We start from the raw sequence: 20,725 nt of genomic DNA, 5'->3' as shown, positions 1-20,725 counted from the left end.
AAGAGGATAGTTAAAGAAAATTTATATTGCCGCGCGGGCTGAGAGGAGGGGGGCTGAAACGCAGATACAAAAAAGGCCACTTTTTGCAAAGTGGCCTTTTTCGATGTTTGGTTGCGGGAGCCGGATTTGAACCGACGACCTTCGGGTTATGAGCCCGACGAGCTACCAGGCTGCTCCATCCCGCGTCTGATGGGGCGCATTCTACAGCCTTTGCTCAGGCTGTCAACGCTTAACTGTTGATTTTCAATATATTTATGCCGATGCCTTTTTTCAGGCAAAGAAAAAGGCCACTCCGAAGAGTGGCCTTTTCTGAATCTGGTTGCGGGAGCCGGATTTGAACCGACGACCTTCGGGTTATGAGCCCGACGAGCTACCAGGCTGCTCCATCCCGCGCCTGTGAGGTGAATTCTACAGTTATGCGCTGTCGTGTCAAGCGCTCATTTGAAGAAATCCTTTTTTGTTCAAATGCTTAGCGCGTTCAACGAAGCCTGTGAGGCCGGTGGGCGGGGCCTTCTGACAGTTAATGTGTATATTCATCCAGTGTTAAGTGGTGTATTGGTGCGCAGCGGTGAGATACTACTTACACCATTTTCAGCTATGGCCTAGGCCGCAGATGTCCCAGCGCAAGATCATCCATATAGATTGCGATTGTTTTTACGCGGCTATCGAAATGCGTGACGACCCGCGTCTGGTGGGGCGTCCGTTGGCGGTAGGGGGCTCGGCTGACCGGCGTGGGGTCATCGCTACCTGCAACTATGAGGCGCGGGCCTATGGTGTGCGCTCAGCCATGTCGTCCCGGCATGCACTGAAACTGTGTCCTGATCTGTTGATCGTCAAGCCACGGATGGATGCCTATAAAGAAGCCTCCCGGGAGATTCACTCGATCTTTCGCGACTACACCGACCTGATCGAGCCTTTGTCACTGGATGAAGCCTATCTGGATGTTTCGGATAGCAGCTGGTTTGCTGGCAGCGCAACACGCATTGCTGCCGATATTCGCCGTCGGGTTGCCCAGCAACTGCACATCACCGTCTCGGCGGGCGTAGCGCCGAACAAGTTCCTGGCCAAGATAGCCAGCGACTGGCGCAAGCCCAATGGTCAGTTTGTCATCACCCCCAATGAAGTCGAGGCCTTCGTTGCCGCGCTGCCGGTCAGTAAGCTGCATGGCGTAGGAAAGGTCACAGCGGACAAACTCGGGCGCCTGGGCATCAGTACTTGCCTGGAGCTACGTGATTGGAGTCGCCTGGCCCTGGCCCGTGAGTTCGGCAGCTTTGGCGAGCGTTTGTGGGGGCTGGCGCGGGGGATCGATGATCGTGCTGTGCACAATGACAGTCGCCGTCAGTCGGTGAGTGTGGAAAATACCTACGACACCGATTTGCCTGATCTGAACAGTTGCCTGGAAAAACTCCCGGAACTGATGGCCTCCCTGGCAGGGCGGGTGGCACGCATCGACGATAGCTACCGGCCGGGTAAACCTTTCGTCAAAGTGAAGTTTCACGATTTTACCCAGACGACCCTGGAGCAGTCTGGCGCCGGGCGTGACCTTGCCAGTTACCAGCAGTTGCTAAGCCAGGCATTTGCCCGTGGCGGCAAGCCAGTAAGGCTGCTGGGCATTGGTGTGCGTTTGCAGGATTTACGCGCGGGTCATGAGCAGTTGGAACTGTTTGGTCGCGATGGTGTGTGAATGCTATCGCGGGGCAAGCCCGCTCCTACGGTAGGAGTGGGCTTGCCCCGCGATAAGTCAATCAATGCACGCCAGGATCGGCCACCAGGCGGCCGGCATCCTTGGTCAGTGCCTGAAGAAACTCCTGCTGCAACTCAGGATCGTTGCGCGTGAGTTCGATCAGGCTCTGTTCCAGCTCGCTGGCCTCTTCTTCCAGCCCCAGCTCAGACAAGCGCTTGACCCGATGTACCCATTGGTTGACTTCGTCGTCTTCAAGGTCATCAAAAATCAAGTCGTGGGCTTCCACCAGTTTGCTGCGCAAGGTGCTGCTGATCAGCAGGCTGGCATCGCCACGGACATTGTTGTCCTCATCGGCGACTTGCAGGTGCAACGTGCCAATGTGAGTCAGGTTCTGTTCGGAGAACGGGCTGTCGAGCAGGTTCAGAAGCAACACCCCGTTGCGGTCAGTGGTCAGGGTATGGCTTATTTTGCCAGCCTTGACTTCAACCGGACGGTCGCTCCACGGCAGGCTGGTGTATTCCTGGCGCTTGTCCTTCTGAATCTCGGTGATCCCGGCAAGGTTTTGCTGGGCGCGACCGTTGGACTGAGCATTCATGAACGGGTTGAGGCCGTCGACGCCGTAGCTGAACCAGTCGCGCGTGACACTGTCGGGCAGGTTGCCCAGCGCGAAGATATTGACCACATTGGCACCAACGCCGGCAACCACTGCCACCGCCCCCAACGGGATCTCGTAGATTTCCCGCCAGGGTTGGTAGGGCGTGTAGCGGTCATAACGACGGGTAACTTCGAACTCGGTGACTTCGAAGTTTTTCTGTTCGTGAATGCGCACACGCCGCTGCGGCAGTTCGAGCACCTTCGGGTCCCCGACATCGACTTGCAGGCTGTGTTCGAGCAGCTTGCGCTCGATGCGTTCCTCATGCTCGCTGCGCTGCGACATCTGGTTGGCGCAACCGCTGAGTAACAGGGCGCCGCACAGTGCGGCGCCCCCCAGGGGAAAGGTACTTCGCTTGAACATGATTACTCTTGCGTTGGCTTAGCGACGAATGCGGGCTTGCAGGAACGACAGCGCCTCAGCCAGTGGCAGTGCTTGCGCGTCACGCTCTGTGCGGTGCTTGTATTCCAGGTTGCCTTCGGCCAGGCCGCGGTCGCTGACCACGATCCGGTGCGGAATACCGATCAGTTCCATGTCGGCAAACTTGATCCCCGGGCTGGTTTTCTTGTCACGGTCGTCCAGCAGTACTTCGAAGCCAGCGGTGGTCAGCTCTTTATAGAGCGTGTCGGTCGCTTCACGCACCTGCTCGGTTTCGTAGCGCAGCGGTACCAGAGCGATCTGGAATGGGGCCAGGGTGTCGCTCCAGATAATGCCGTTTTCGTCATAGTTCTGCTCGATGGCAGCCGCCACCACGCGCGAAACACCGATACCGTAGCAACCCATGCTCAGGGTCACAGGCTTGCCGTTTTCGCCCAGGACTTGGCACTTGAGTGCTTCGCTGTACTTGGTGCCCAGCTGGAAGATATGCCCGACTTCGATGCCGCGCTTGATCACCAGCGTGCCCTGACCATCCGGGCTTGGGTCGCCTTCAACGACATTTCGCAGGTCTGCCACTTGTGGAACTGGCAGGTCGCGCTCCCAGTTGACGCCGAAATAGTGCTTGTCATCGATGTTGGCACCGATGCCGAAGTCGCTCATCAGCGCAACCGAACGGTCGATGATGCAAGGGATTGGCAGGTTCAGCGGGCCGAGCGAGCCTGCACCGGCGCCGATGGCGTCACGCAGTTCCTGGTCGCTGGCCATGACCAGCGGGCTGGCGACTTCTGGCAGGTTGGCAGCCTTGATCTCGTTCAGTTCGTGGTCGCCACGGACGATAAGCGCAACCAGCTTGCCTTCTTCGGCGGCATGCACGATCAGGGTCTTGACGGTCTTCTCGATCGGCGTGCTGTAGTTCTCTACCAGCTCGGCGATGGTTTTGGCGTTCGGCGTGTCGACCAGGCGCAGCTCTTCGGTTGGCGCCGGGCGCACGGTTTCCCGTGGAATGGCTTCGGCCTTCTCGATGTTGGCAGCGTAATCGGAGCTGTCGCTGAAGATCACATCGTCTTCGCCGGATTCGGCCAGTACGTGGAATTCGTGGGAGTAGCTACCGCCGATCGAGCCGGTGTCGGCTTGTACTGGGCGGAAGTCCAGGCCCAGGCGGGTGAAGATGTTGCTGTAGGCCAGGTGCATGCGGTCGTAGGTTTCCTGCAGGGAAGCCTGGTCGGCATGGAAGGAGTAGGCATCCTTCATGATGAATTCGCGGCCACGCATCAGGCCAAAGCGCGGACGGATCTCGTCACGGAACTTGGTCTGGATCTGATACAGGTTCAATGGCAGCTGTTTATAGCTGTTGAGCTCGTTGCGGGCGAGGTCGGTGATCACTTCTTCGTGGGTCGGGCCGACGCAGAAATCGCGCCCATGACGGTCTTGCAGGCGCAGCAGCTCGGGGCCGTACTGCTCCCAGCGGCCAGACTCCTGCCACAGTTCGGCAGGCTGGATGCTTGGCATCAGCACTTCCAGGGCGCCGGCGGCGTTCATTTCCTCGCGGACCACGGTCTCGACCTTGCGCATAACCCGAAGGCCCATCGGCAGCCAGGTGTAAAGGCCGGATGCGAGCTTGCGGATCATGCCGGCCCGCAGCATGAGCTGGTGGCTGATGACGACCGCGTCGGACGGGGTTTCTTTTTGAGTAGCGAGCAAATATTGACTGGTGCGCATGGTAGGCCGTTGTCGGTTGCTTAAGACTTAAAATGACCCCGCATTGTACGGGGGCGATTCGGTGGCGTACAGGATGCCGGAGCACGACGGCGTTGTCAGCCCGAATCGAGACAAGAAAAAGCCCGGCAGTGCCGGGCTCTTTCGTGCTGGGAATACTGAAAGCCCGGGGCTTACAGGATGCTCAGCGGGTACTCGACGATCAGACGCAGTTCGTCGATCGATGGCGATCCGTAGTAAACGCCATCGCCAGAGCGGTAGGTGGCCTGACGAACGCGGAAGCTCAGGTCCTTCGCTGCGCCTTCTTGCAGCACGTACTTGATGTCGATGTCGCGTTCCCATTCCTTACCGTCGTCGGTGGTGCGGGTCTTGGCATCGGTACCGCGGGCGTAGCGGGTCATGAAGGTCAGGCCTGGAACGCCGAACTCAGCGAAGTTCAGGTCGTAGCGTGCCTGCCAGGATTTTTCGTCTTCGGCGTTGAAGTCGGAACGGGCGATGGAGTTGGCCAGGAAGATCGAGCCGCCGCCGTCGATGCCGTAGGCGTAGTCACCGTCACCGCTCAGCGCCTGGTAGGCCAGGGTGAAGGTGTGCGCGCCAATGTTGTAGGCGCCGGACAGGCTGAATGCGGTGTTGTCGAGCTCGCCGCCACGGGTGGCAAACGCACCGGTGCGGTTGTCGCCAATGGACTTGGTGTCATAGATGTTGAAGTCGAACACCAGGCCTTGGTTATCGTTGATCGGCAGGGCCCAGTTGATGTTGCCGTACCATTTGCGGAAGTGATCTTCTACGTGGGAGTAGTAGACACTGGAGCTCAGGGTGTCGGTGAAGGCGTAAGTACCGCCGACCACGTCAGCCTGGGTCAGGCCAGGGTTCTTGTTGCGGTCATCGTCCAGGCCGCCAATGCTGTCGTGGTAAGACTGCGATTGTGCGTTCAGTGCGGTGAAGCGACCGGCGTTCAGTTCCAGGCCTTTGACTTCTTTGCTGGTCAGCAAGAAACCTTCAACGGTTTCAGGCAGCAGGCGGCTGTCGTCAGTTGCCAGTACTGGCATGGAGGTGAACTGAGTACCGTACTTCAGGACGGTGTCGGAAATGCGCATTTTGACTGCGCCACCGCCTTCGGAGAAGGAGTCTTCGGAGCGGCCGTCAGAGCCGGTAGGGAACTGACCGGTACCAGCGCGGCCCTTGCCGCTGTCCAGTTTCAGGCCGAGCATGCCGATGGCGTCAACGCCGAAACCGACAGTGCCTTGGGTGAAGCCGGACTCGAAGGTGCCGAGGAAGCCCAGGCCGGTCTCTTCAACGCGGCTTTGTTCATCGTTAGGAACGTTACGGAAGTCGCGGCTGAAATACAGCATGCGAGTTTTAACGTTCAGCGAGCTGTCTTCAACAAAGCCCTTGGATTCACTCTGAGACGAGGCGATTGCCATCTGCGAGGTGCCTGCTGCAACAAACAGCCAGGGCGATCATGCTCCACTTCATCACGCGCATCGTGACTTGCTCCTTTGGTTTTTAGGAAGAGTACTGCCGTCGCCGATTGGTTTTTTTATGCGGCGCGGCTCTTTCTTTTTGTGTCGGCGGAAATGTATATCACGCTGACTGTTGTTGGCGATATGGGGGAAAAGAACCTTTCGGTAACTTTACGGTCATGTCGCTAACGGTTATGTCCCTGTCGCAAATCACGTCCCGGTTTTGCGGGGCGTTCAACTCCAGCGCTGCTCTAGGCGGTTTAAGGGTAGGCAAAAACAATCTAACCCCCCGACTCCCGAACTCCCTGGTTAACCCATGCAACTGTTGTTATTTGTCGCGCTTCACCGACTCAATGCAGGTGTCGTGCCGACTGTGGCGAATGAGAAAGCAAAAAGTGTGCTCAAAAGCTGCTGCCGTTCACAAAATTTTCACGCCGGGCGCAGCTGGAGGCTGCACGGTGCCGCAAATCCGGGGGGCTAAGATCTTTTGGTTCGAACCAGCAGGCGGGGCGGGAATAAGAAAAAAGCTGTCCTTTGGGTTAAGTCGTTACCGTTAAAGCCGCTAGCTGAGTACTTTGCGGATGTTTTGGGGGCTGGTCGCACAAGGGGAGCCTCATTTTGGTGCGAAAAGTAGCGCTTTGTTACGTTTCGGGCTGTTACCTGCCCGTTTGTCGGACGGCGGCAGAGGTGAGCCCCGGTGTGGTGCGTTTTTTCTCGGAACATACGCCTTTGGTCATGCTCCGGGAGGCGGTTAGCGGTATCCTGCAGCATTCGCACTGCTGTGGCTCGCAGGCAAAGTATTAAATAGTTGTAGGAGATTCTCCGTGTTTGATTTGGATCAACGTCTTCAAGAAGACACCTTTGTGTTGGGAGATTTTCCTCTTTGTCGGCTGTTGCTGAGCAAGGATGCCAACTATCCCTGGTTCATTCTGGTGCCGCGTCGTGCAGATATCAGTGAATTGTTTCAATTGAGTGACAGCGATCAGGCGCAACTCTGGAAAGAAACCACCTTTCTGGCCGAAACCCTGAAAGATAGTTTTGCCGCAGACAAAATGAATGTCGCAACCCTGGGTAATGTAGTCAGCCAACTACACATGCATGTCATTGTGCGCAAGCGCAACGATCCAGCCTGGCCAGCTCCGGTGTGGGGAAACAAGCCTGCTGTAGCTTATGAGTCAGATCAGGTTGCACACGTGCGCGAGCGTCTGAAAACAGTGCTCAGTAATAATGACGACATCAGATTCGTCGAGGTGTGAGCAATGACACTTGAAGCGCGGGTAACCGAGCTGGAAAGCCGCCTGGCGTTTCAGGACGATACGATCCAGGCCCTCAACGATGTGCTGGTCGAGCAGCAGCGGGCGGTTGAGCGTCTGCAGCTGCAGATGGCGGCTTTGCTCAAGCGTTATGAGGAAATGGTCGGGCAGTATCAAAGCAGCGAAGAAGAGGCGCCACCGCCTCATTATTGAGTGGCGTTGCCTTCAGGCATGAAAAAGGTTCTTCACGGATTGGCTTCGAGGGCTGTGGGCTTATCCATTTGAAGGGGTGGCTGGGCTGGCCCCTTCCGCCTTTTTTCTTGGAGAAAGGAGGCAAAACCGCTGGCTCCCACCGCGACAAGTCCTCCAGGCACTTCCACTCGGCACCACCGCAATTGGATAAGCTCGCAGCCCTCAAAGCCAAGGCCAATCCTGCCCCGGAAATCCGTGAAGAACCATAAAAAAACTGCGGTCGCCCAGGCGCCGCGGTTTTTTATGGATAGCGTTTCAGCGCCGTGGGGCGGCAATCACGTCTTCGGCCTGCAGGCCTTTGTCGCGGTTCATGACCGAAAACTCAACGCGCTGACCTTCGACCAGAACGCGATGGCCTTCGCCGCGAATGGCGCGAAAGTGCACGAAGATGTCATCACCCGAATCGCGGGAGATGAAGCCGAAACCCTTGGACGTGTTGAACCACTTGACCGTGCCGGTATCGCGGTTGCTCATGTCGTATTGGCTGTGCTGGTTGTGCGTGCTGCCCGTTTTGAGGAAGCCGGCAACCAGATGTAGGGTAACAGCCAGCAGCGTGCAGCCCAGTGCTGGCAAATTGCCCAGTTCCGGGCGGGCAAGCAGCGTCAGTGTTTGCAGCACCACAGCCAGCACCAGTAGAGCGCTGCTCAGGCGTTGCAGCTGTAGCCGGGCGCCTTTGTAATGTTGCGGCACTACCGGGGCGAGGAGCAGGTTCAGCAAGCCGAACAGGGCCAGGTAAACGGCTTCCGGTTGCTGCAGTAGCGGGACTGCGTCGGTTCTTAAGCTAGGTATGAAGGACAGCAGCAAAGCTGCAGCGCCCGTCAACAGGTGGACGATCTTGAACATGTTGGTTGGCTCACATTGATAAGGCATATCACAGGAAGAGCTGACGTCACGGCGCGCATGGGTATGAGAAGCGCAAAAACGTGAAAAATAAGGTCAGCCTATGCGCCCCTGTTGTGACTATCGTCAGGGGTGGCACGGCGCCTATTTAACAGCAAACCCCTGGGCTTCTCAAATCATCGGCAAACCGTGTGTCGCTTGCTTGCGTTCAGCGCCTTGGTTACCTGCAGCCCTGTGTCGCAGCTGCAAGGCTGCAGTTGCTGGTAAGTCTTGATACAGTGGGGTGTACCTGCTTGATCATCAAACATCATGAAAGGGGAATCGCATGGCTATTGATATCGGTATCAGCGAAGAGGATCGCAAGTCCATTGTCGATGGATTGTCGCGGCTCTTGTCAGATACTTATGTACTTTATCTGAAGACCCATAACTTTCACTGGAACGTCACCGGGCCGGCCTTTCGAACATTGCACTTGATGTTTGAAGAGCAATACAACGAACTGGCCTTGGCGGTCGACTCCATTGCCGAACGTATTCGTGCCTTGGGCTTTCCTGCGCCGGGTGCCTATTCAATCTATGCCCGCTTGTCTTCTATCAAGGAAGAAGAGGGTGTGCCGCCTGCCAATGAAATGATCAAGCAGCTGGTCGAAGGTCAGGAGGCCGTGACGCGTACGGCGCGCAGCATTTTCCCGTTGCTCGAGAAGGTCAGTGACGAGCCGACTGCAGACCTGCTGACCCAGCGCATGCAGGTGCATGAGAAGACCGCATGGATGCTGCGCTCGTTGCTCGAAGATAAATAATCAGCTGGATAATTCTCTGCTGAAATAAATGCCCGGGTGGATGGTTGCCCCGGGCATTTATCGTTATCCGGGAAGCTGTTCTTTCGTTATGCGATCCCTTGTAAGTTGTCGAGCAGTCCTACAGTGAGAGTGGGTCGGTCTGCTGGAAGCAAACCGCACTACAGCGCTTTATTAGGGTATGTCCCTGAGTGAACAGAATTGCTCGGGGTTACTTCCTGGTTAGTCAGAGTGCGTGGTGCTTTATATGTCTTCATGGATGAGCCGTGGCGGGCGTGCGACAGGTGGGCTGGACAAGCAAGGGTTCGATCCGTTCGAAGAGAGCTTCAATATGAGCCTGGCTCAGCCGATGTCGCGCTCGGTGCGTTTGAACGGATTTGCCACTTGTCTGCGACTGGAGGCGGTTTACTGGCGAATCCTTGAGCGGATTGCTGAACTCAACCAGTGCTCGGTCAATGCAGTGCTGTCCTACGTCGATCGCGAGGTACACCTGCGCCATGGCGGGGTGAGAAATTTCAGCGGGCTGATCCGGGTGGTCTGTGTGGTCTTTCTGTTGGGGCCGCAGGTAACACGCTAGTCGGTTGCCGGGCTGCACAGCACTCCTTAACCATATATAATCCCGCTCTTTACTGCCTGAAGCAGCTTGAGCTGTGGTTAACGAGACACGCCTATGCCCCTGTACGACTATCAATGTGCTGCCTGTGATCACCAGATGGAAGTCCTTCAGAAGATCAGCGCCGCGCCGCTGAGCGATTGCCCGGCGTGTCAGAAGCCCGAGCTCAAGAAGCTGATTTCTGCCCCGGGGTTCCGCCTGGGCGGTACCGGGTGGTACGAAACCGACTTCAAGACCGGTGCAAAAAAGAACCTGGCAGGCGGCGACAAAGCTGACTGAGTTGAATTGCACCGGCAGGGTCTTGCACTATTAGCCCTTTGTGGCGCCAAGGCCTCCACTGAACACACGAATGACGAGAAGCGAAACCACCATCATGATGCGCAGCCATTATTGCGGCCAACTGAACGAGAGCCTGGAAGGTCAGGAAATTACCCTTTGCGGATGGGTCCATCGTCGCCGCGACCACGGCGGGGTGATTTTCCTCGATATCCGTGACCGCGAAGGCATGGCACAGGTCGTTTTCGACCCGGATCGCGCTGACAGCTTCGCTGCCGCCGACCGTGTGCGCAGCGAGTACGTGGTGCAGATCACCGGTAAGGTGCGCGCCCGTCCGGCTGGCGCGGTAAACGCCAACATGGCCTCCGGTGCCATCGAAGTGCTGGGTTACGAGCTGACCGTGCTCAACGAAGCCGAAACCCCGCCGTTCCCGCTCAACGAATACTCCGACGTTGGCGAAGAAACCCGCCTGCGCTATCGCTTTATCGACCTGCGTCGTCCGGAAATGGCCGAGAAGCTGCGTCTGCGCTCGCGCATCACCTCGAGCATCCGTCGCTACCTCGACGAAAACGGCTTCCTCGATGTTGAAACGCCGATCCTCACCCGCGCCACGCCAGAGGGTGCACGTGACTATCTGGTGCCGAGCCGTACCCATGCGGGCAGCTTCTTCGCACTGCCGCAGTCCCCACAGCTGTTCAAGCAACTGCTGATGGTGGCCGGTTTCGACCGCTACTACCAGATCGCCAAGTGCTTCCGTGACGAAGACCTGCGTGCCGATCGCCAGCCAGAATTCACCCAGATCGACATTGAGACCAGCTTCCTCAATGAAGACGAGATCATGGGCCTGACCGAGAACATGATCCGCAAGCTGTTCAAGGAAGTCCTGGACCTGGAATTCGGCGAATTCCCGCACATGACCTTCGAAGAAGCCATGCGCCGCTACGGTTCCGACAAGCCAGACCTGCGTATTCCGCTGGAACTGGTTGACGTTGCCGACCAGCTCAAGGAAGTCGAGTTCAAGGTGTTCAGTGGCCCGGCCAACGATCCGAAGAGCCGTGTTGCTGCCTTGCGCGTACCTGGCGGTGCGAGCATGCCGCGCAGCCGTATCGACGAGTACACCAAGTTCGTCGGCATCTACGGTGCCAAGGGCCTGGCGTACATCAAGGTCAACGAGCGCGCCAAGGGCGTTGAAGGCCTGCAGTCGCCAATCGTCAAGAACATCCCTGAGGCCAACCTCAACGTGATCCTCGATCGCGTTGGTGCGGTCGACGGCGACATCGTGTTCTTCGGCGCCGACAAGGCCAAGATCGTCAGCGAGGCGCTGGGCGCCCTGCGGATCAAGGTCGGCAACGACTTCAATCTGCACACCTGTGAGTGGGCACCGATGTGGGTTGTCGACTTCCCGATGTTCGAAGAAAACGACGACGGCAGCTTCACCGCGCTGCACCACCCGTTCACCGCGCCGAAGTGCTCCCCGCAAGAGCTGGAGGCCAACCCAGCCACCGCCTTGTCGCGTGCCTATGACATGGTGCTCAACGGCACCGAGCTGGGTGGCGGTTCGATCCGTATCCACCGCAAGGAAATGCAACAGGCGGTGTTCCGTCTGCTGGGTATCGAAGCGGCAGAACAGGAAGAGAAGTTCGGCTTCCTGCTCGACGCCCTGAAGTTCGGTGCTCCACCGCACGGTGGCCTGGCCTTCGGTCTGGACCGTCTGGTCATGCTGATGACCGGCGCTCAGTCGATTCGTGAAGTGATCGCCTTCCCGAAAACCCAGAGTGCTGCGTGTGTCATGACCCAGGCCCCAGGCCTGGTTGACGCCAAGGCCCTGCGCGAGTTGCACATTCGTCTGCGCGAACAGCCCAAGGCTGAGTAAGTAGACCCCGGGCGCATCCACATGGATGCGCCTTTGCGTTAAGCCGTACTGATTTTTATGGCCCCTGCCAGGTTAGCGCCGGGCAGGGGCTTGGCATTGTTTCAAAGGATTCGGAGTGCGTTATGGCTGGTCATTCCAAATGGGCAAACATCAAGCACCGCAAAGAGCGCCAGGACGCCAAGCGAGGCAAGATCTTCACCAAGTGGATTCGTGAGCTGACCGTCGCCGCCAAACAGGGCGGCGGCGATCCGGCCTCCAACCCGCGGCTGCGCCTGGCGCTGGACAAGGCGCTGGGAGCCAACATGAGTCGTGACATCATCGACCGGGCGATTGCCCGCGGTGCTGGCGCGACCGAAGCCGATAACGTTGAAGAACTCAGCTATGAGGGTTACGGTCCAGGTGGCGTAGCGATCATGGTCGAGGCCATGACCGACAACCGCAACCGTACTGCTGCCGCCGTGCGTCATGCCTTCAGCAAATGTGGTGGCAACCTGGGTACCGACGGATCTGTGGCCTACCTGTTCGAGCGCAAGGGTCAGATCAGCTTTGCTGCCGGGGTCGACGAAGATGCGTTGATGGAGGCAGCGATGGAAGCCGATGCTGATGATGTGGTCAGCAATGAAGATGGCTCCTTCGATGTGTTCACCTCTTTCGCCAGCTTCTACGCTGTGCGTAACGCCCTTGAAGAAGCAGGTTTCAAGGCCGCAGACGCCGAAATCGTCATGCAGCCGACCACCAGCGCCGAGCTGGACCTGGACGGTGCGCAAAAGGTGCTCAAGCTCATCGACATGCTCGAGGACCTGGATGACGTGCAGAACGTCTATTCCAACGCTGAAATCCCTGACGCGGTCATGGAACAACTCAGCTAACCCCTGTAGGAGCGGGCTTGCCCCGCGATTGCTGCAATCGCGGGGCAAGCCCGCTCCTACATGGCTGTTTTCAAGGCCGGATTCACCTGCAGGTGGATCCGGCTTCTGTCTTTACAATGAGTATGCAGGCGATATGACTCTGATTCTTGGCATCGACCCTGGCTCGCGCATTACTGGCTACGGTGTGGTGCGCCAAGGGGCGCGTGGCTGCGAATACGTGGCTTCCGGGTGCATTCGAACGGGTAGTGGCGAGTTGCCTGAGCGCTTGCAGATAGTGTTTCGCGGTGTGCGCGAGATCATCAGCCAATACGGCCCGGTGACCATGGGCATCGAGCGCGTGTTCATGGCGCGCAATGCCGACTCCGCGCTCAAGCTGGGCCAAGCCCGTGGCGCGGCCATCGTGGCGGCCATTGAGGAAGGCCTGGAAATCGCTGAGTACAGCGCAACCCAGGTCAAGCAAGCCGTTGCCGGAACAGGTGGAGCGAATAAGGAACAAGTGCAGATGATGGTCATGCACCTGCTCAAGTTGACGCAAAAACCGCAGATCGACGCCTCCGATGCGCTGGCCATCGCCTTGTGCCATGCCCATACCCGCTCCAGCCTGATACCTCACGGCCTGGGTACCGCACGTCGGCGCAGTGGACGCCTGCGGCTCTGATCGCATCATGCGCTGAAACAAATTTTGACCGAGCAATGGCATAGGCTGTTGCATTTGCTGCTAGGGTTGACCGGTTATTTGCCGGCGCCCATAAGGAAGGATTGCAACGTGATTGGACGTTTGCGCGGCACACTGGCTGAAAAGCAGCCGCCGCACCTGATTGTCGATGTCAATGGCGTGGGCTATGAGCTTGAAGTGCCCATGACCACCCTGTACCGCCTGCCGAAAGTCGGTGAGCCGGTTACCGTGCACACTCACCTGGTGGTGCGTGAAGACGCCCATTTACTGTACGGCTTCTATGAAAAGCGCGAACGCGAGCTGTTTCGTGAGCTGATCCGCCTCAACGGTGTCGGCCCGAAACTGGCCCTGGCATTGATGTCGGGCCTGGAAGTCGACGAACTGGTACGCTGTGTGCAGGCCCAGGATGCTTCGGCGCTGGTCAAGGTACCTGGCGTGGGTAAAAAGACTGCCGAGCGCCTGCTGGTCGAACTCAAGGACCGTTTCAAGGCTTGGGAAACCTCGCCAGCGATGTTCGCCCTGGTGCCGAATGGGCCGTCGCCTGTTGCGAGTGTCTCCAGCGCCGAAACCGATGCAGTCAGTGCCTTGATTTCCCTGGGTTACAAACCTCAAGAGGCGAGCAAGGCAGTGGCTGCCGTCAATGCCAAGGGCTTGAGCAGCGAAGAACTCATCCGCCGCAGCCTGAAGGGAATGATCTAAGTGATTGAAGCAGATCGACTGATAGCCGCCAGCGGGCGCGACCGTGAAGAGGTTCAGGACCGGGCGATCCGCCCGTTGCGCCTGGCCGAATACATTGGTCAGCCGGTGGTGCGTGAGCAGATGGCGTTGTTCATCCAGGCGGCCCGTGGGCGCAGCGAATCGTTGGACCACACGTTGATCTTCGGCCCGCCGGGGCTGGGCAAAACCACCCTGGCCAACATCATCGCCCAGGAGATGGGCGTGTCGATCAAGAGCACTTCGGGGCCGATCCTCGAGCGTCCTGGCGACCTGGCGGCGTTGCTGACCAACCTTGAGCCGCACGATGTGCTGTTCATCGATGAAATCCATCGATTGTCGCCGGTCGTCGAAGAAGTGCTGTACCCGGCCATGGAAGACTTCCAGCTCGACATCATGATCGGAGAGGGGCCGGCGGCACGTTCGATCAAGCTCGACCTGCCACCGTTCACCCTGGTTGGCGCCACCACCCGGGCCGGCATGCTGACCAACCCGTTGCGCGACCGTTTCGGTATCGTTCAGCGCCTGGAGTTCTACAATACCGAAGACCTGGCGACCATCGTCAGTCGCTCCGGTGGCATTCTGGGTTTGCCGATTGAAGACCAGGGCGCCTTCGAGATTGCCCGGCGTGCCCGCGGCACACCGCGGATCGCCAACCGCTTGCTGCGCCGCGTGCGCGATTTTGCCGAGGTGCGCGGTAAAGGCCAGATTACCAAGTCGATTGCCGACATGGCGCTGAACCTGCTCGATGTTGACGAGCGTGGTTTCGACCATCAGGACCGGCGCTTGCTGTTGACCATGATCGAGAAATTCGATGGCGGTCCGGTCGGTGTCGACAGCCTGGCGGCGGCCATCAGTGAAGAGCGTCACACTATTGAAGATGTCCTTGAACCCTATCTGATCCAGCAGGGTTACATCATGCGTACGCCAAGGGGGCGTGTAGTGACCCGGCACGCCTACCTGCATTTCGGCCTGAACATCCCCAATCGGCTCGGCGAGTCGGTCAATGGCGAAGGTTTTTCCGCCCAGACCGATGAATGACAGATTTATCTGCGGTTTTCGTGGTCCTATCGGCAGTCATGGAAGCGCCACGCTGGCAATACGACATAATCGATGAAAAAACAGTTGCCGGGGCGGATTGGCAAGCTGAGGAGTAAGCACTAGAGTATGCGCGCGCAAAATGGGCTTGAGTCGTTCGCACATCGCTGTCGGGTCTATTACGAAGACACTGACGCAGGCGGTGTGGTGTATTACGTCAACTACCTGAAATTCATGGAACGTGCCCGCACCGAGCGGTTACGTGCCTTGGGCTTTGCCCAGTCGGCATTGGCGCAGGAGAACCTGCTGTTCGTGGTCCACTCCAGCGAGGCGCGTTATCACGCGCCTGCGCGGCTGGACGACGAGTTGCGGGTTACCGCGCAAGTGCTTGAGTTGAATCGCGCCAGCCTGCGTTTCGTGCAGCAGGTGTGGCGCGAAAAAGATGCAACGCTGCTCTGCGAAGGGCAGTTCCTGGTGGCCTGTGTGCGCGCCGACACTTTCAAACCCCGGGCTATTCCCCCAGTACTGCGAGCGGCCTTCGCCGAGGCTGGTGAGCCGGGTATTCATTCAAATGCAGGAGATTAAGCGTGGAAGCTAACGTCGTCGACCATACCTCCATGTGGAGCCTGGTCAGCAATGCCAGCATCGTGGTGCAGCTGGTCATGCTGGCTCTGGTTGCCGCATCGGTAACGTCATGGATCATGATTTTTCAGCGCAGCACCATGCTGCGCGCCGGTCGTCGAGCGCTGGACAGCTTCGAAGAGCGTTTCTGGTCGGGCATCGATCTGTCCAAACTGTACCGTCAGGCCGGTAGCAACCCGGATCCGGATTCGGGTGTCGAGCAAGTCTTCCGTGCCGGTTTCAAGGAGTTCTCCCGCCTGCGTCAGCAGCCAGGTGTTGATCCTGACGCGGTAATGGAAGGTGTTGGCCGCGCCATGCGCGTTGCCATTTCCCGTGAGGAAGAAAAGCTCGAGCAGAGCCTGCCGTTCCTGGCCACCGTGGGTTCCACCAGTCCGTACATCGGCCTGTTCGGTACCGTATGGGGCATCATGAACTCCTTCCGTGGCCTGGCCACTGCCCAGCAAGCGACCCTGGCCACCGTTGCCCCGGGTATCGCCGAGGCACTGATCGCTACCGCGATCGGCCTGTTCGCCGCCATTCCAGCGGTAATTGCCTACAACCGTTTCGCTGCCCGCAGTGAAGTCTTGATCGGCCGTTACTACACGTTTGCCGACGAGTTCCAGGCCATCCTGCACCGCAAAGTGCACACCAGCGAAGAGTGATCAGGTAAAAGCCCATGGCCCGAGTTCGCCACAAACGCAAGCCGGTCGCCGAGATGAACGTGGTGCCCTACATCGACGTGATGTTGGTACTGCTGGTCATTTTCATGGTGACCGCACCGATGCTCAACCAGGGCGTGAAGGTCGACCTGCCCAAGGTTTCCAGTGAAGCCTTGCCGCAGGACAACAACGTCCAGGTCCTGACTATTTCGATCAAGGCTGACAAGACCTATTACTGGAACCTTGGCAGTGAAGTCGACACCGACAAGCAGATGGACAAGGCCATGACCTTGCCGCAAATGACCGACGCGGTGACCAAGATCATCGCCGCCGGGCGCGACCAGGGCAAACAGACCCAGGTCTTCATCCGTGGCGACAAATCCGTCGACTACGGCGCGGTCATGGGTGCCATGGGCGGGTTGCAGAAGGCAGGTGTCGGTAACGTTGGCCTGATTACCGAGGCGCCCTGATGCAACAGCGAGAGCCATCCGCCTCGGAAAGCTATTTCTGGCCCAGCGTCTGGGCCATTGCGCTGCACGTTCTGGTGTTCGGCATGCTGTTCGTCAGCTTCGCCTTTACCCCGGAACTGCCGCCGGCCAAGCCTATTGTCCAGGCAACCCTGTACCAGCTGAAATCGAAAAGTCAGGCCACCACCCAGACCAATCAGAAGATTGCGGGTGAAGCGAAGAAAACCGCTTCGCGCCAGACCGAAGAAGAGCAGATGGAGCAGAAGAAGGTCGAGCAGCAAGCGGTGAAAGCTGCGGAACAAAAGAAGGAAGAAGCCGCTCAAAAGGCTGAAGAAGCGCGCGCTGAGGCCGAAGCCAAGAAAGCCGAGGAAGCCAAGAAGGCAGACGAGGCGAAGAAAACGGCTGAAGCCAAGAAAGCTGAAGAGGCGAAAAAAGCCGCTGAGAAGCAACAGGCTGACATCGCCAAGAAGAAGGCCGAAGAGGAAGCCAAGAAAAAGGCTGACGAAGAGGCCAAGAAGCTAGCCGCTGAAGAGGCCAAGAAAAAAGCCGCCGAGGACGCCAAGAAGAAGGCGGCCGAGGATGCCAAGAAGAAAGCCGTGGCTGAAGAGGCCAAGAAAAAGGCCGCTGAAGACGCCAAGAAGAAAGCCGCAGCTGATGCGGCCAAGAAGAAGGCTCAGGATGCAGCCCGTAAAGCGGCGGAAGACAAGAAAGCCCAGGCCCTGGCCGAGCTGCTGTCTGACACCACCGAGCGGCAACAGGCATTGGCTGACGAGCAGGGTGACCAGGTAGCCGGCGACTTCGACGACCTGATCCGTGCGCGGGCGGCTGAGGGCTGGGCACGTCCACCTTCTGCACGCAAGAACATGACGGTGGTTCTGCAGATCGGCATGCTGCCTGATGGCACCATTACTTCGGTGAGCGTAGCGCGCTCCAGTGGCGATGGTCCGTTTGACAGCTCGGCAGTTGCCGCGGTCAAGAACATCGGCCGTTTAACCGAAATGCAGGGCTTGAAACCGAGCGAATTCAATCCCTATCGTTCATTCAAGATGACATTCACACCTGAGGATCTAGCCTTGTGATTAAACTTCTTCGAGGACTGCTGGTCGTTCTCTGCTGCGCAGCAGGAATGGCCGTCGCAGAAGAAAAGAACATTCTGGTCACCAGCGGCAGTGATCGCGCCACGCCTATCGCAGTCGTACCCTTCGGTCTGCAGGGCGGTAGCGTGCTGCCTGAAGACATGGCTGACATCATCGGTAATGACCTGCGCAACTCTGGTTATTACTCGCCGATCCCACGCCAGAACATGATCAGCCAGCCGAGCCAGGCCAGCGAAGTGATCTTCCGCGACTGGAAAGCCCTGGGCGCCCAGTACGTCATGGTTGGCAGCATTGTGCCGGCCGGTGGTCGTCTGCAGGTGCAATACGCGCTGTTCAACGTCGCCACCGAGCAGCAAGTGCTGACCGGTAGCGTTTCGGGCACGGTTGATCAGTTGCGCGATATGTCGCACTACATTGCCGACCAGTCGTTCGAGAAGCTGACCGGCATCAAGGGCGCTTTCTCGACCCGTATGCTGTACGTGACGGCCGAGCGTTTCTCCACTAACAACACCCGTTACACCCTGCAACGTTCGGACTACGACGGTGCCCGTGCGGTAACCCTGCTGCAATCGCGCGAGCCGATCCTGTCGCCGCGCTTTGCGCCGGATGGCAAGCGTATTGCCTATGTGTCGTTCGAGCAGAAGCGTCCGCGCATCTTCGTTCAACACATCGATACTGGCCGTCGTGAGCAGATCACCAACTTCGAAGGCCTCAATGGTGCACCAGCCTGGTCGCCAGATGGTTCGCGCCTGGCGTTCGTGCTGTCCAAAGACGGCAACCCGGACATCTACGTGATGAACATGGGCTCGCGTCAGTTGTCGCGTGTTACCGCAGGCCCGGGTATCAACACCGAACCGTTCTGGGGTAAAGATGGCTCGACCATCTACTTCACTTCCGACCGTGGCGGCAAACCACAGATTTATAAAACCAATGTTTCCGGTGGCGGTGCCGAGCGCGTAACTTTTGTAGGTAACTACAACGCTAACCCTAAACTTTCGGCGGATGAAAAGACCCTGGTGATGATTCATCGTCAACAAGGTTTCACCAACTTCAAGGTGGCTGCACAAGATTTGCAACGCGGCAGTGTAAAGATTCTCTCTGAAACAAGTCTTGATGAGTCTCCTACTGTTGCGCCCAACGGCACCATGCTAATCTACGCCACCCGCCAGCAGGGCCGGGGAGTCTTGATGCTCGTCTCTCTCAACGGACGCGTGAGGCTCCCGCTTCCTACCGCTCAAGGCGAAGTCAGAGAACCGTCCTGGTCCCCTTACCTGAACTGACGCGGCGCTTTACGTTGTACTTAACACATTGGGGTTCATTAGGAGTTTCACGATGGAAATGCTGAAGTTTGGTAAGTTTGCTGCGCTGGCCCTGGCTATGGCCGTGGCTGTAGGTTGCTCTTCGAAAGGCGGCGACGACGCTGGTCAAGGCGCTGTTGATCCTAACGCTGGCTACGGTGCCAACACTGGCGCTGTTGACGGCAGCCTGAGCGAAGAAGCTGCTCTGCGCGCAATCACCACCTTCTACTTCGAATACGACAGCTCGGACCTGAAGCCAGAAGCCATGCGCGCTCTGGACGTTCACGCCAAGGATCTGAAAGGCAACGGCGCTCGCGTCGTGCTGGAAGGCAACACCGACGAGCGCGGTACTCGCGAATACAACATGGCTCTGGGCGAGCGTCGTGCGAAAGCCGTTCAACGCTACCTGGTTCTGCAAGGCGTTTCTCCTGCCCAACTGGAACTGGTTTCCTACGGCGAAGAGCGTCCAGTTGCTACCGGCAACGACGAGCAGTCCTGGGCTCAAAACCGTCGCGTCGAACTGCGTAAGTAATTCGATATGCGAATGTGCCGTCGTGCTGTAACCGTCCTGGCGCTCAGCCTGCCACTCGTGGCGTGGGCTGAGGTTCCTGTTGTTGATGACAACGCTGGCTATAGCGGCGCAAGCAGCTATCCACCGGCGGGTTATGGTACGAACGGCGCCTACGCCGGGGGAGGGGTTACGGCCCCTGCCTCGGCGCAGGGTCAGCTGTTCCTGCAGCTGCAACAAATGCAGGATCAGCTATCGCGTCAACAAGGCATCATCGAAGAGCTGCAAAACGATGTTGCGCGCATGAAACAGGAAAGCCTGGAGCGTTATCAGGACCTGGATCGGCGTATCGGAACCGGTGCTCCAACCGAGGCTCCACAGAATTCTGCCGCTGGTGGCGAAGCCGCCGCCGGCGCTGCTGCAGGTGCCGCTGCTGCGCAGCCACCTGCCGCAAGTGGCGAACCTGGCGATCCGGCCAAGGAAAAGCTCTATTACGATGCAGCTTTCGACCTGATCAAAGCCAAGGATTTCGACAAGGCCAGTCAGGCGTTCAACGCCTTCCTGCGCAAGTACCCCAACAGTCAGTATGCGGGCAACGCCCAATACTGGTTGGGTGAAGTGAACCTGGCAAAGGGCGACCTGCAAGCCGCCGGTCAAGCCTTCGCCAAGGTCAGCCAGCTGTATCCCAAGCACAACAAAGTGCCTGATTCGCTGTACAAGCTGGCCGACGTAGAACGCCGCCTGGGTCACACTGACCGGGTCAAAGGCATACTGCAGCAAGTCATTACCCAGTACCCGGGGACTTCCGCTGCACAACTGGCTCAGCGCGATCTGCAGAAGCTCTAAGTCAGGCGTTACAAAAGAAACCCGCGCTAGTCGCGGGTTTTTTCGTTAGAATCACCGCCCTTTTATTGAAATACGCTGCTGTAAACTACGCGATGACGGGTTTTCAGCGGTGCCTGACGGAGGCGGACAGCCTGTT

Annotated in this window: 21 protein-coding genes, 2 tRNA genes and 1 pseudogene; 18 read left to right on the top strand and 6 right to left on the bottom strand. The window is 58.2% G+C overall.

Going from position 1 to position 20,725, the window contains the following annotated elements; all coding sequences use genetic code 11:
- Nucleotides 1-108 precede the first annotated feature (108 nt).
- A tRNA-Met gene (locus ACP6KB_RS21115) sits at nt 109-185 on the bottom strand.
- A gap of 131 nt (nt 186-316) precedes the next feature.
- Nucleotides 317-393, bottom strand: a tRNA-Met gene (locus tag ACP6KB_RS21110).
- Between the two features lie 220 nt (nt 394-613).
- Here ACP6KB_RS21110 and dinB point away from each other — a divergent pair.
- Nucleotides 614-1,684, top strand: coding sequence for a DNA polymerase IV (gene dinB / locus ACP6KB_RS21105; protein ID WP_442109206.1), 1,071 nt, complete (start codon nt 614-616; stop codon nt 1,682-1,684).
- A gap of 61 nt (nt 1,685-1,745) precedes the next feature.
- Here the strand turns inward: dinB and ACP6KB_RS21100 are convergent, their stop codons facing one another.
- The 3 genes and pseudogenes from ACP6KB_RS21100 to ACP6KB_RS21090 form a co-directional block, all read right to left on the bottom strand.
- Nucleotides 1,746-2,699, bottom strand: coding sequence for a hypothetical protein (locus ACP6KB_RS21100; protein WP_442109205.1), 954 nt, complete (start codon nt 2,697-2,699; stop codon nt 1,746-1,748).
- Nucleotides 2,700-2,717: 18 nt separating this feature from the next.
- Nucleotides 2,718-4,433, bottom strand: coding sequence for a proline--tRNA ligase (locus tag ACP6KB_RS21095; RefSeq protein WP_442109204.1), 1,716 nt, complete (start codon nt 4,431-4,433; stop codon nt 2,718-2,720).
- 170 nt (nt 4,434-4,603) lie between these two features.
- Nucleotides 4,604-5,915, bottom strand: a pseudogene (locus ACP6KB_RS21090) (OprD family porin).
- Between the two features lie 802 nt (nt 5,916-6,717).
- Here ACP6KB_RS21090 and ACP6KB_RS21085 point away from each other — a divergent pair.
- Together ACP6KB_RS21085 and ACP6KB_RS21080 are read left to right on the top strand one after the other, a co-directional pair.
- Entirely contained in the window at nt 6,718-7,149 is a 432-nt protein-coding gene (locus tag ACP6KB_RS21085; RefSeq protein ID WP_442109203.1) for an HIT family protein, read from the top strand.
- Nucleotides 7,150-7,152: 3 nt separating this feature from the next.
- Nucleotides 7,153-7,359, top strand: coding sequence for a SlyX family protein (locus ACP6KB_RS21080; RefSeq protein WP_442109202.1), 207 nt, complete (start codon nt 7,153-7,155; stop codon nt 7,357-7,359).
- Between the two features lie 294 nt (nt 7,360-7,653).
- Here the strand turns inward: ACP6KB_RS21080 and ACP6KB_RS21075 are convergent, their stop codons facing one another.
- Nucleotides 7,654-8,241, bottom strand: coding sequence for a cold shock domain-containing protein membrane protein (locus tag ACP6KB_RS21075; protein ID WP_442109201.1), 588 nt, complete (start codon nt 8,239-8,241; stop codon nt 7,654-7,656).
- A 322-nt stretch (nt 8,242-8,563) separates the two neighbouring features.
- Here ACP6KB_RS21075 and ACP6KB_RS21070 point away from each other — a divergent pair, with 322 nt between their 5' ends.
- The 15 genes from ACP6KB_RS21070 to ybgF all read left to right on the top strand — a co-directional run bounded on the left by ACP6KB_RS21070 (nt 8,564) and on the right by ybgF (nt 20,589).
- Nucleotides 8,564-9,037 carry a Dps family protein gene (locus tag ACP6KB_RS21070; RefSeq protein ID WP_442109200.1) on the top strand — a complete coding sequence of 158 codons (474 nt, stop codon included), beginning with the start codon at nt 8,564-8,566 and terminating at the stop codon, nt 9,035-9,037.
- Between the two features lie 244 nt (nt 9,038-9,281).
- Nucleotides 9,282-9,611, top strand: coding sequence for a ribbon-helix-helix domain-containing protein (locus ACP6KB_RS21065; protein WP_442109199.1), 330 nt, complete (start codon nt 9,282-9,284; stop codon nt 9,609-9,611).
- Between the two features lie 93 nt (nt 9,612-9,704).
- On the top strand, nt 9,705-9,926 hold the full coding sequence (locus tag ACP6KB_RS21060) for an FmdB family zinc ribbon protein (protein ID WP_442109198.1): 222 nt from the start codon (nt 9,705-9,707) through the stop codon (nt 9,924-9,926).
- Nucleotides 9,927-10,020: 94 nt separating this feature from the next.
- A complete protein-coding gene (gene aspS, locus ACP6KB_RS21055) occupies nt 10,021-11,796 on the top strand; it encodes an aspartate--tRNA ligase (RefSeq protein WP_442114357.1) in 1,776 nt (591 codons plus the stop codon).
- Nucleotides 11,797-11,918: 122 nt separating this feature from the next.
- Nucleotides 11,919-12,665, top strand: coding sequence for a YebC/PmpR family DNA-binding transcriptional regulator (locus ACP6KB_RS21050; RefSeq protein WP_442109197.1), 747 nt, complete (start codon nt 11,919-11,921; stop codon nt 12,663-12,665).
- A gap of 133 nt (nt 12,666-12,798) precedes the next feature.
- On the top strand, nt 12,799-13,323 hold the full coding sequence (gene ruvC / locus ACP6KB_RS21045) for a crossover junction endodeoxyribonuclease RuvC (RefSeq protein ID WP_442109196.1): 525 nt from the start codon (nt 12,799-12,801) through the stop codon (nt 13,321-13,323).
- A 108-nt stretch (nt 13,324-13,431) separates the two neighbouring features.
- Nucleotides 13,432-14,040, top strand: a complete 609-nt coding sequence (gene ruvA / locus ACP6KB_RS21040; RefSeq protein ID WP_442109195.1) for a Holliday junction branch migration protein RuvA — start codon at nt 13,432-13,434, stop codon at nt 14,038-14,040.
- The gene (gene ruvB / locus ACP6KB_RS21035) at nt 14,041-15,096 is read left to right on the top strand and encodes a Holliday junction branch migration DNA helicase RuvB (RefSeq protein WP_442109194.1); all 1,056 of its coding nucleotides are present in this window, start codon (nt 14,041-14,043) and stop codon (nt 15,094-15,096) included. It begins immediately after the preceding gene.
- Between the two features lie 126 nt (nt 15,097-15,222).
- On the top strand, nt 15,223-15,678 hold the full coding sequence (gene ybgC, locus ACP6KB_RS21030) for a tol-pal system-associated acyl-CoA thioesterase (RefSeq protein ID WP_442109193.1): 456 nt from the start codon (nt 15,223-15,225) through the stop codon (nt 15,676-15,678).
- 2 nt (nt 15,679-15,680) lie between these two features.
- A complete protein-coding gene (gene tolQ, locus ACP6KB_RS21025) occupies nt 15,681-16,376 on the top strand; it encodes a protein TolQ (RefSeq protein WP_133216835.1) in 696 nt (231 codons plus the stop codon).
- 14 nt (nt 16,377-16,390) lie between these two features.
- Complete coding sequence (gene tolR / locus ACP6KB_RS21020) at nt 16,391-16,843, top strand: protein TolR (RefSeq protein WP_065761580.1); 453 nt, start codon at nt 16,391-16,393, stop codon at nt 16,841-16,843.
- Entirely contained in the window at nt 16,843-17,919 is a 1,077-nt protein-coding gene (gene tolA, locus ACP6KB_RS21015; RefSeq protein WP_442109192.1) for a cell envelope integrity protein TolA, read from the top strand. The genes tolR and tolA overlap by 1 nt, the downstream gene beginning before the upstream one ends.
- 47 nt (nt 17,920-17,966) lie before the next feature.
- Complete coding sequence (gene tolB, locus ACP6KB_RS21010) at nt 17,967-19,217, top strand: Tol-Pal system beta propeller repeat protein TolB (protein WP_442109191.1); 1,251 nt, start codon at nt 17,967-17,969, stop codon at nt 19,215-19,217.
- Nucleotides 19,218-19,269: 52 nt separating this feature from the next.
- The gene (gene pal / locus ACP6KB_RS21005) at nt 19,270-19,767 is read left to right on the top strand and encodes a peptidoglycan-associated lipoprotein Pal (protein WP_028943075.1); all 498 of its coding nucleotides are present in this window, start codon (nt 19,270-19,272) and stop codon (nt 19,765-19,767) included.
- Nucleotides 19,768-19,773: 6 nt separating this feature from the next.
- A complete protein-coding gene (ybgF, locus tag ACP6KB_RS21000; protein ID WP_442109190.1) occupies nt 19,774-20,589 on the top strand; it encodes a tol-pal system protein YbgF in 816 nt (271 codons plus the stop codon).
- Nucleotides 20,590-20,725: the final 136 nt, after the last annotated feature.

The organism is Pseudomonas sp. NUPR-001 (assembly GCF_052147955.1).
Classification (GTDB): domain Bacteria; phylum Pseudomonadota; class Gammaproteobacteria; order Pseudomonadales; family Pseudomonadaceae; genus Aquipseudomonas.
This window is presented reverse-complemented; position numbering and strand designations above follow the sequence as displayed.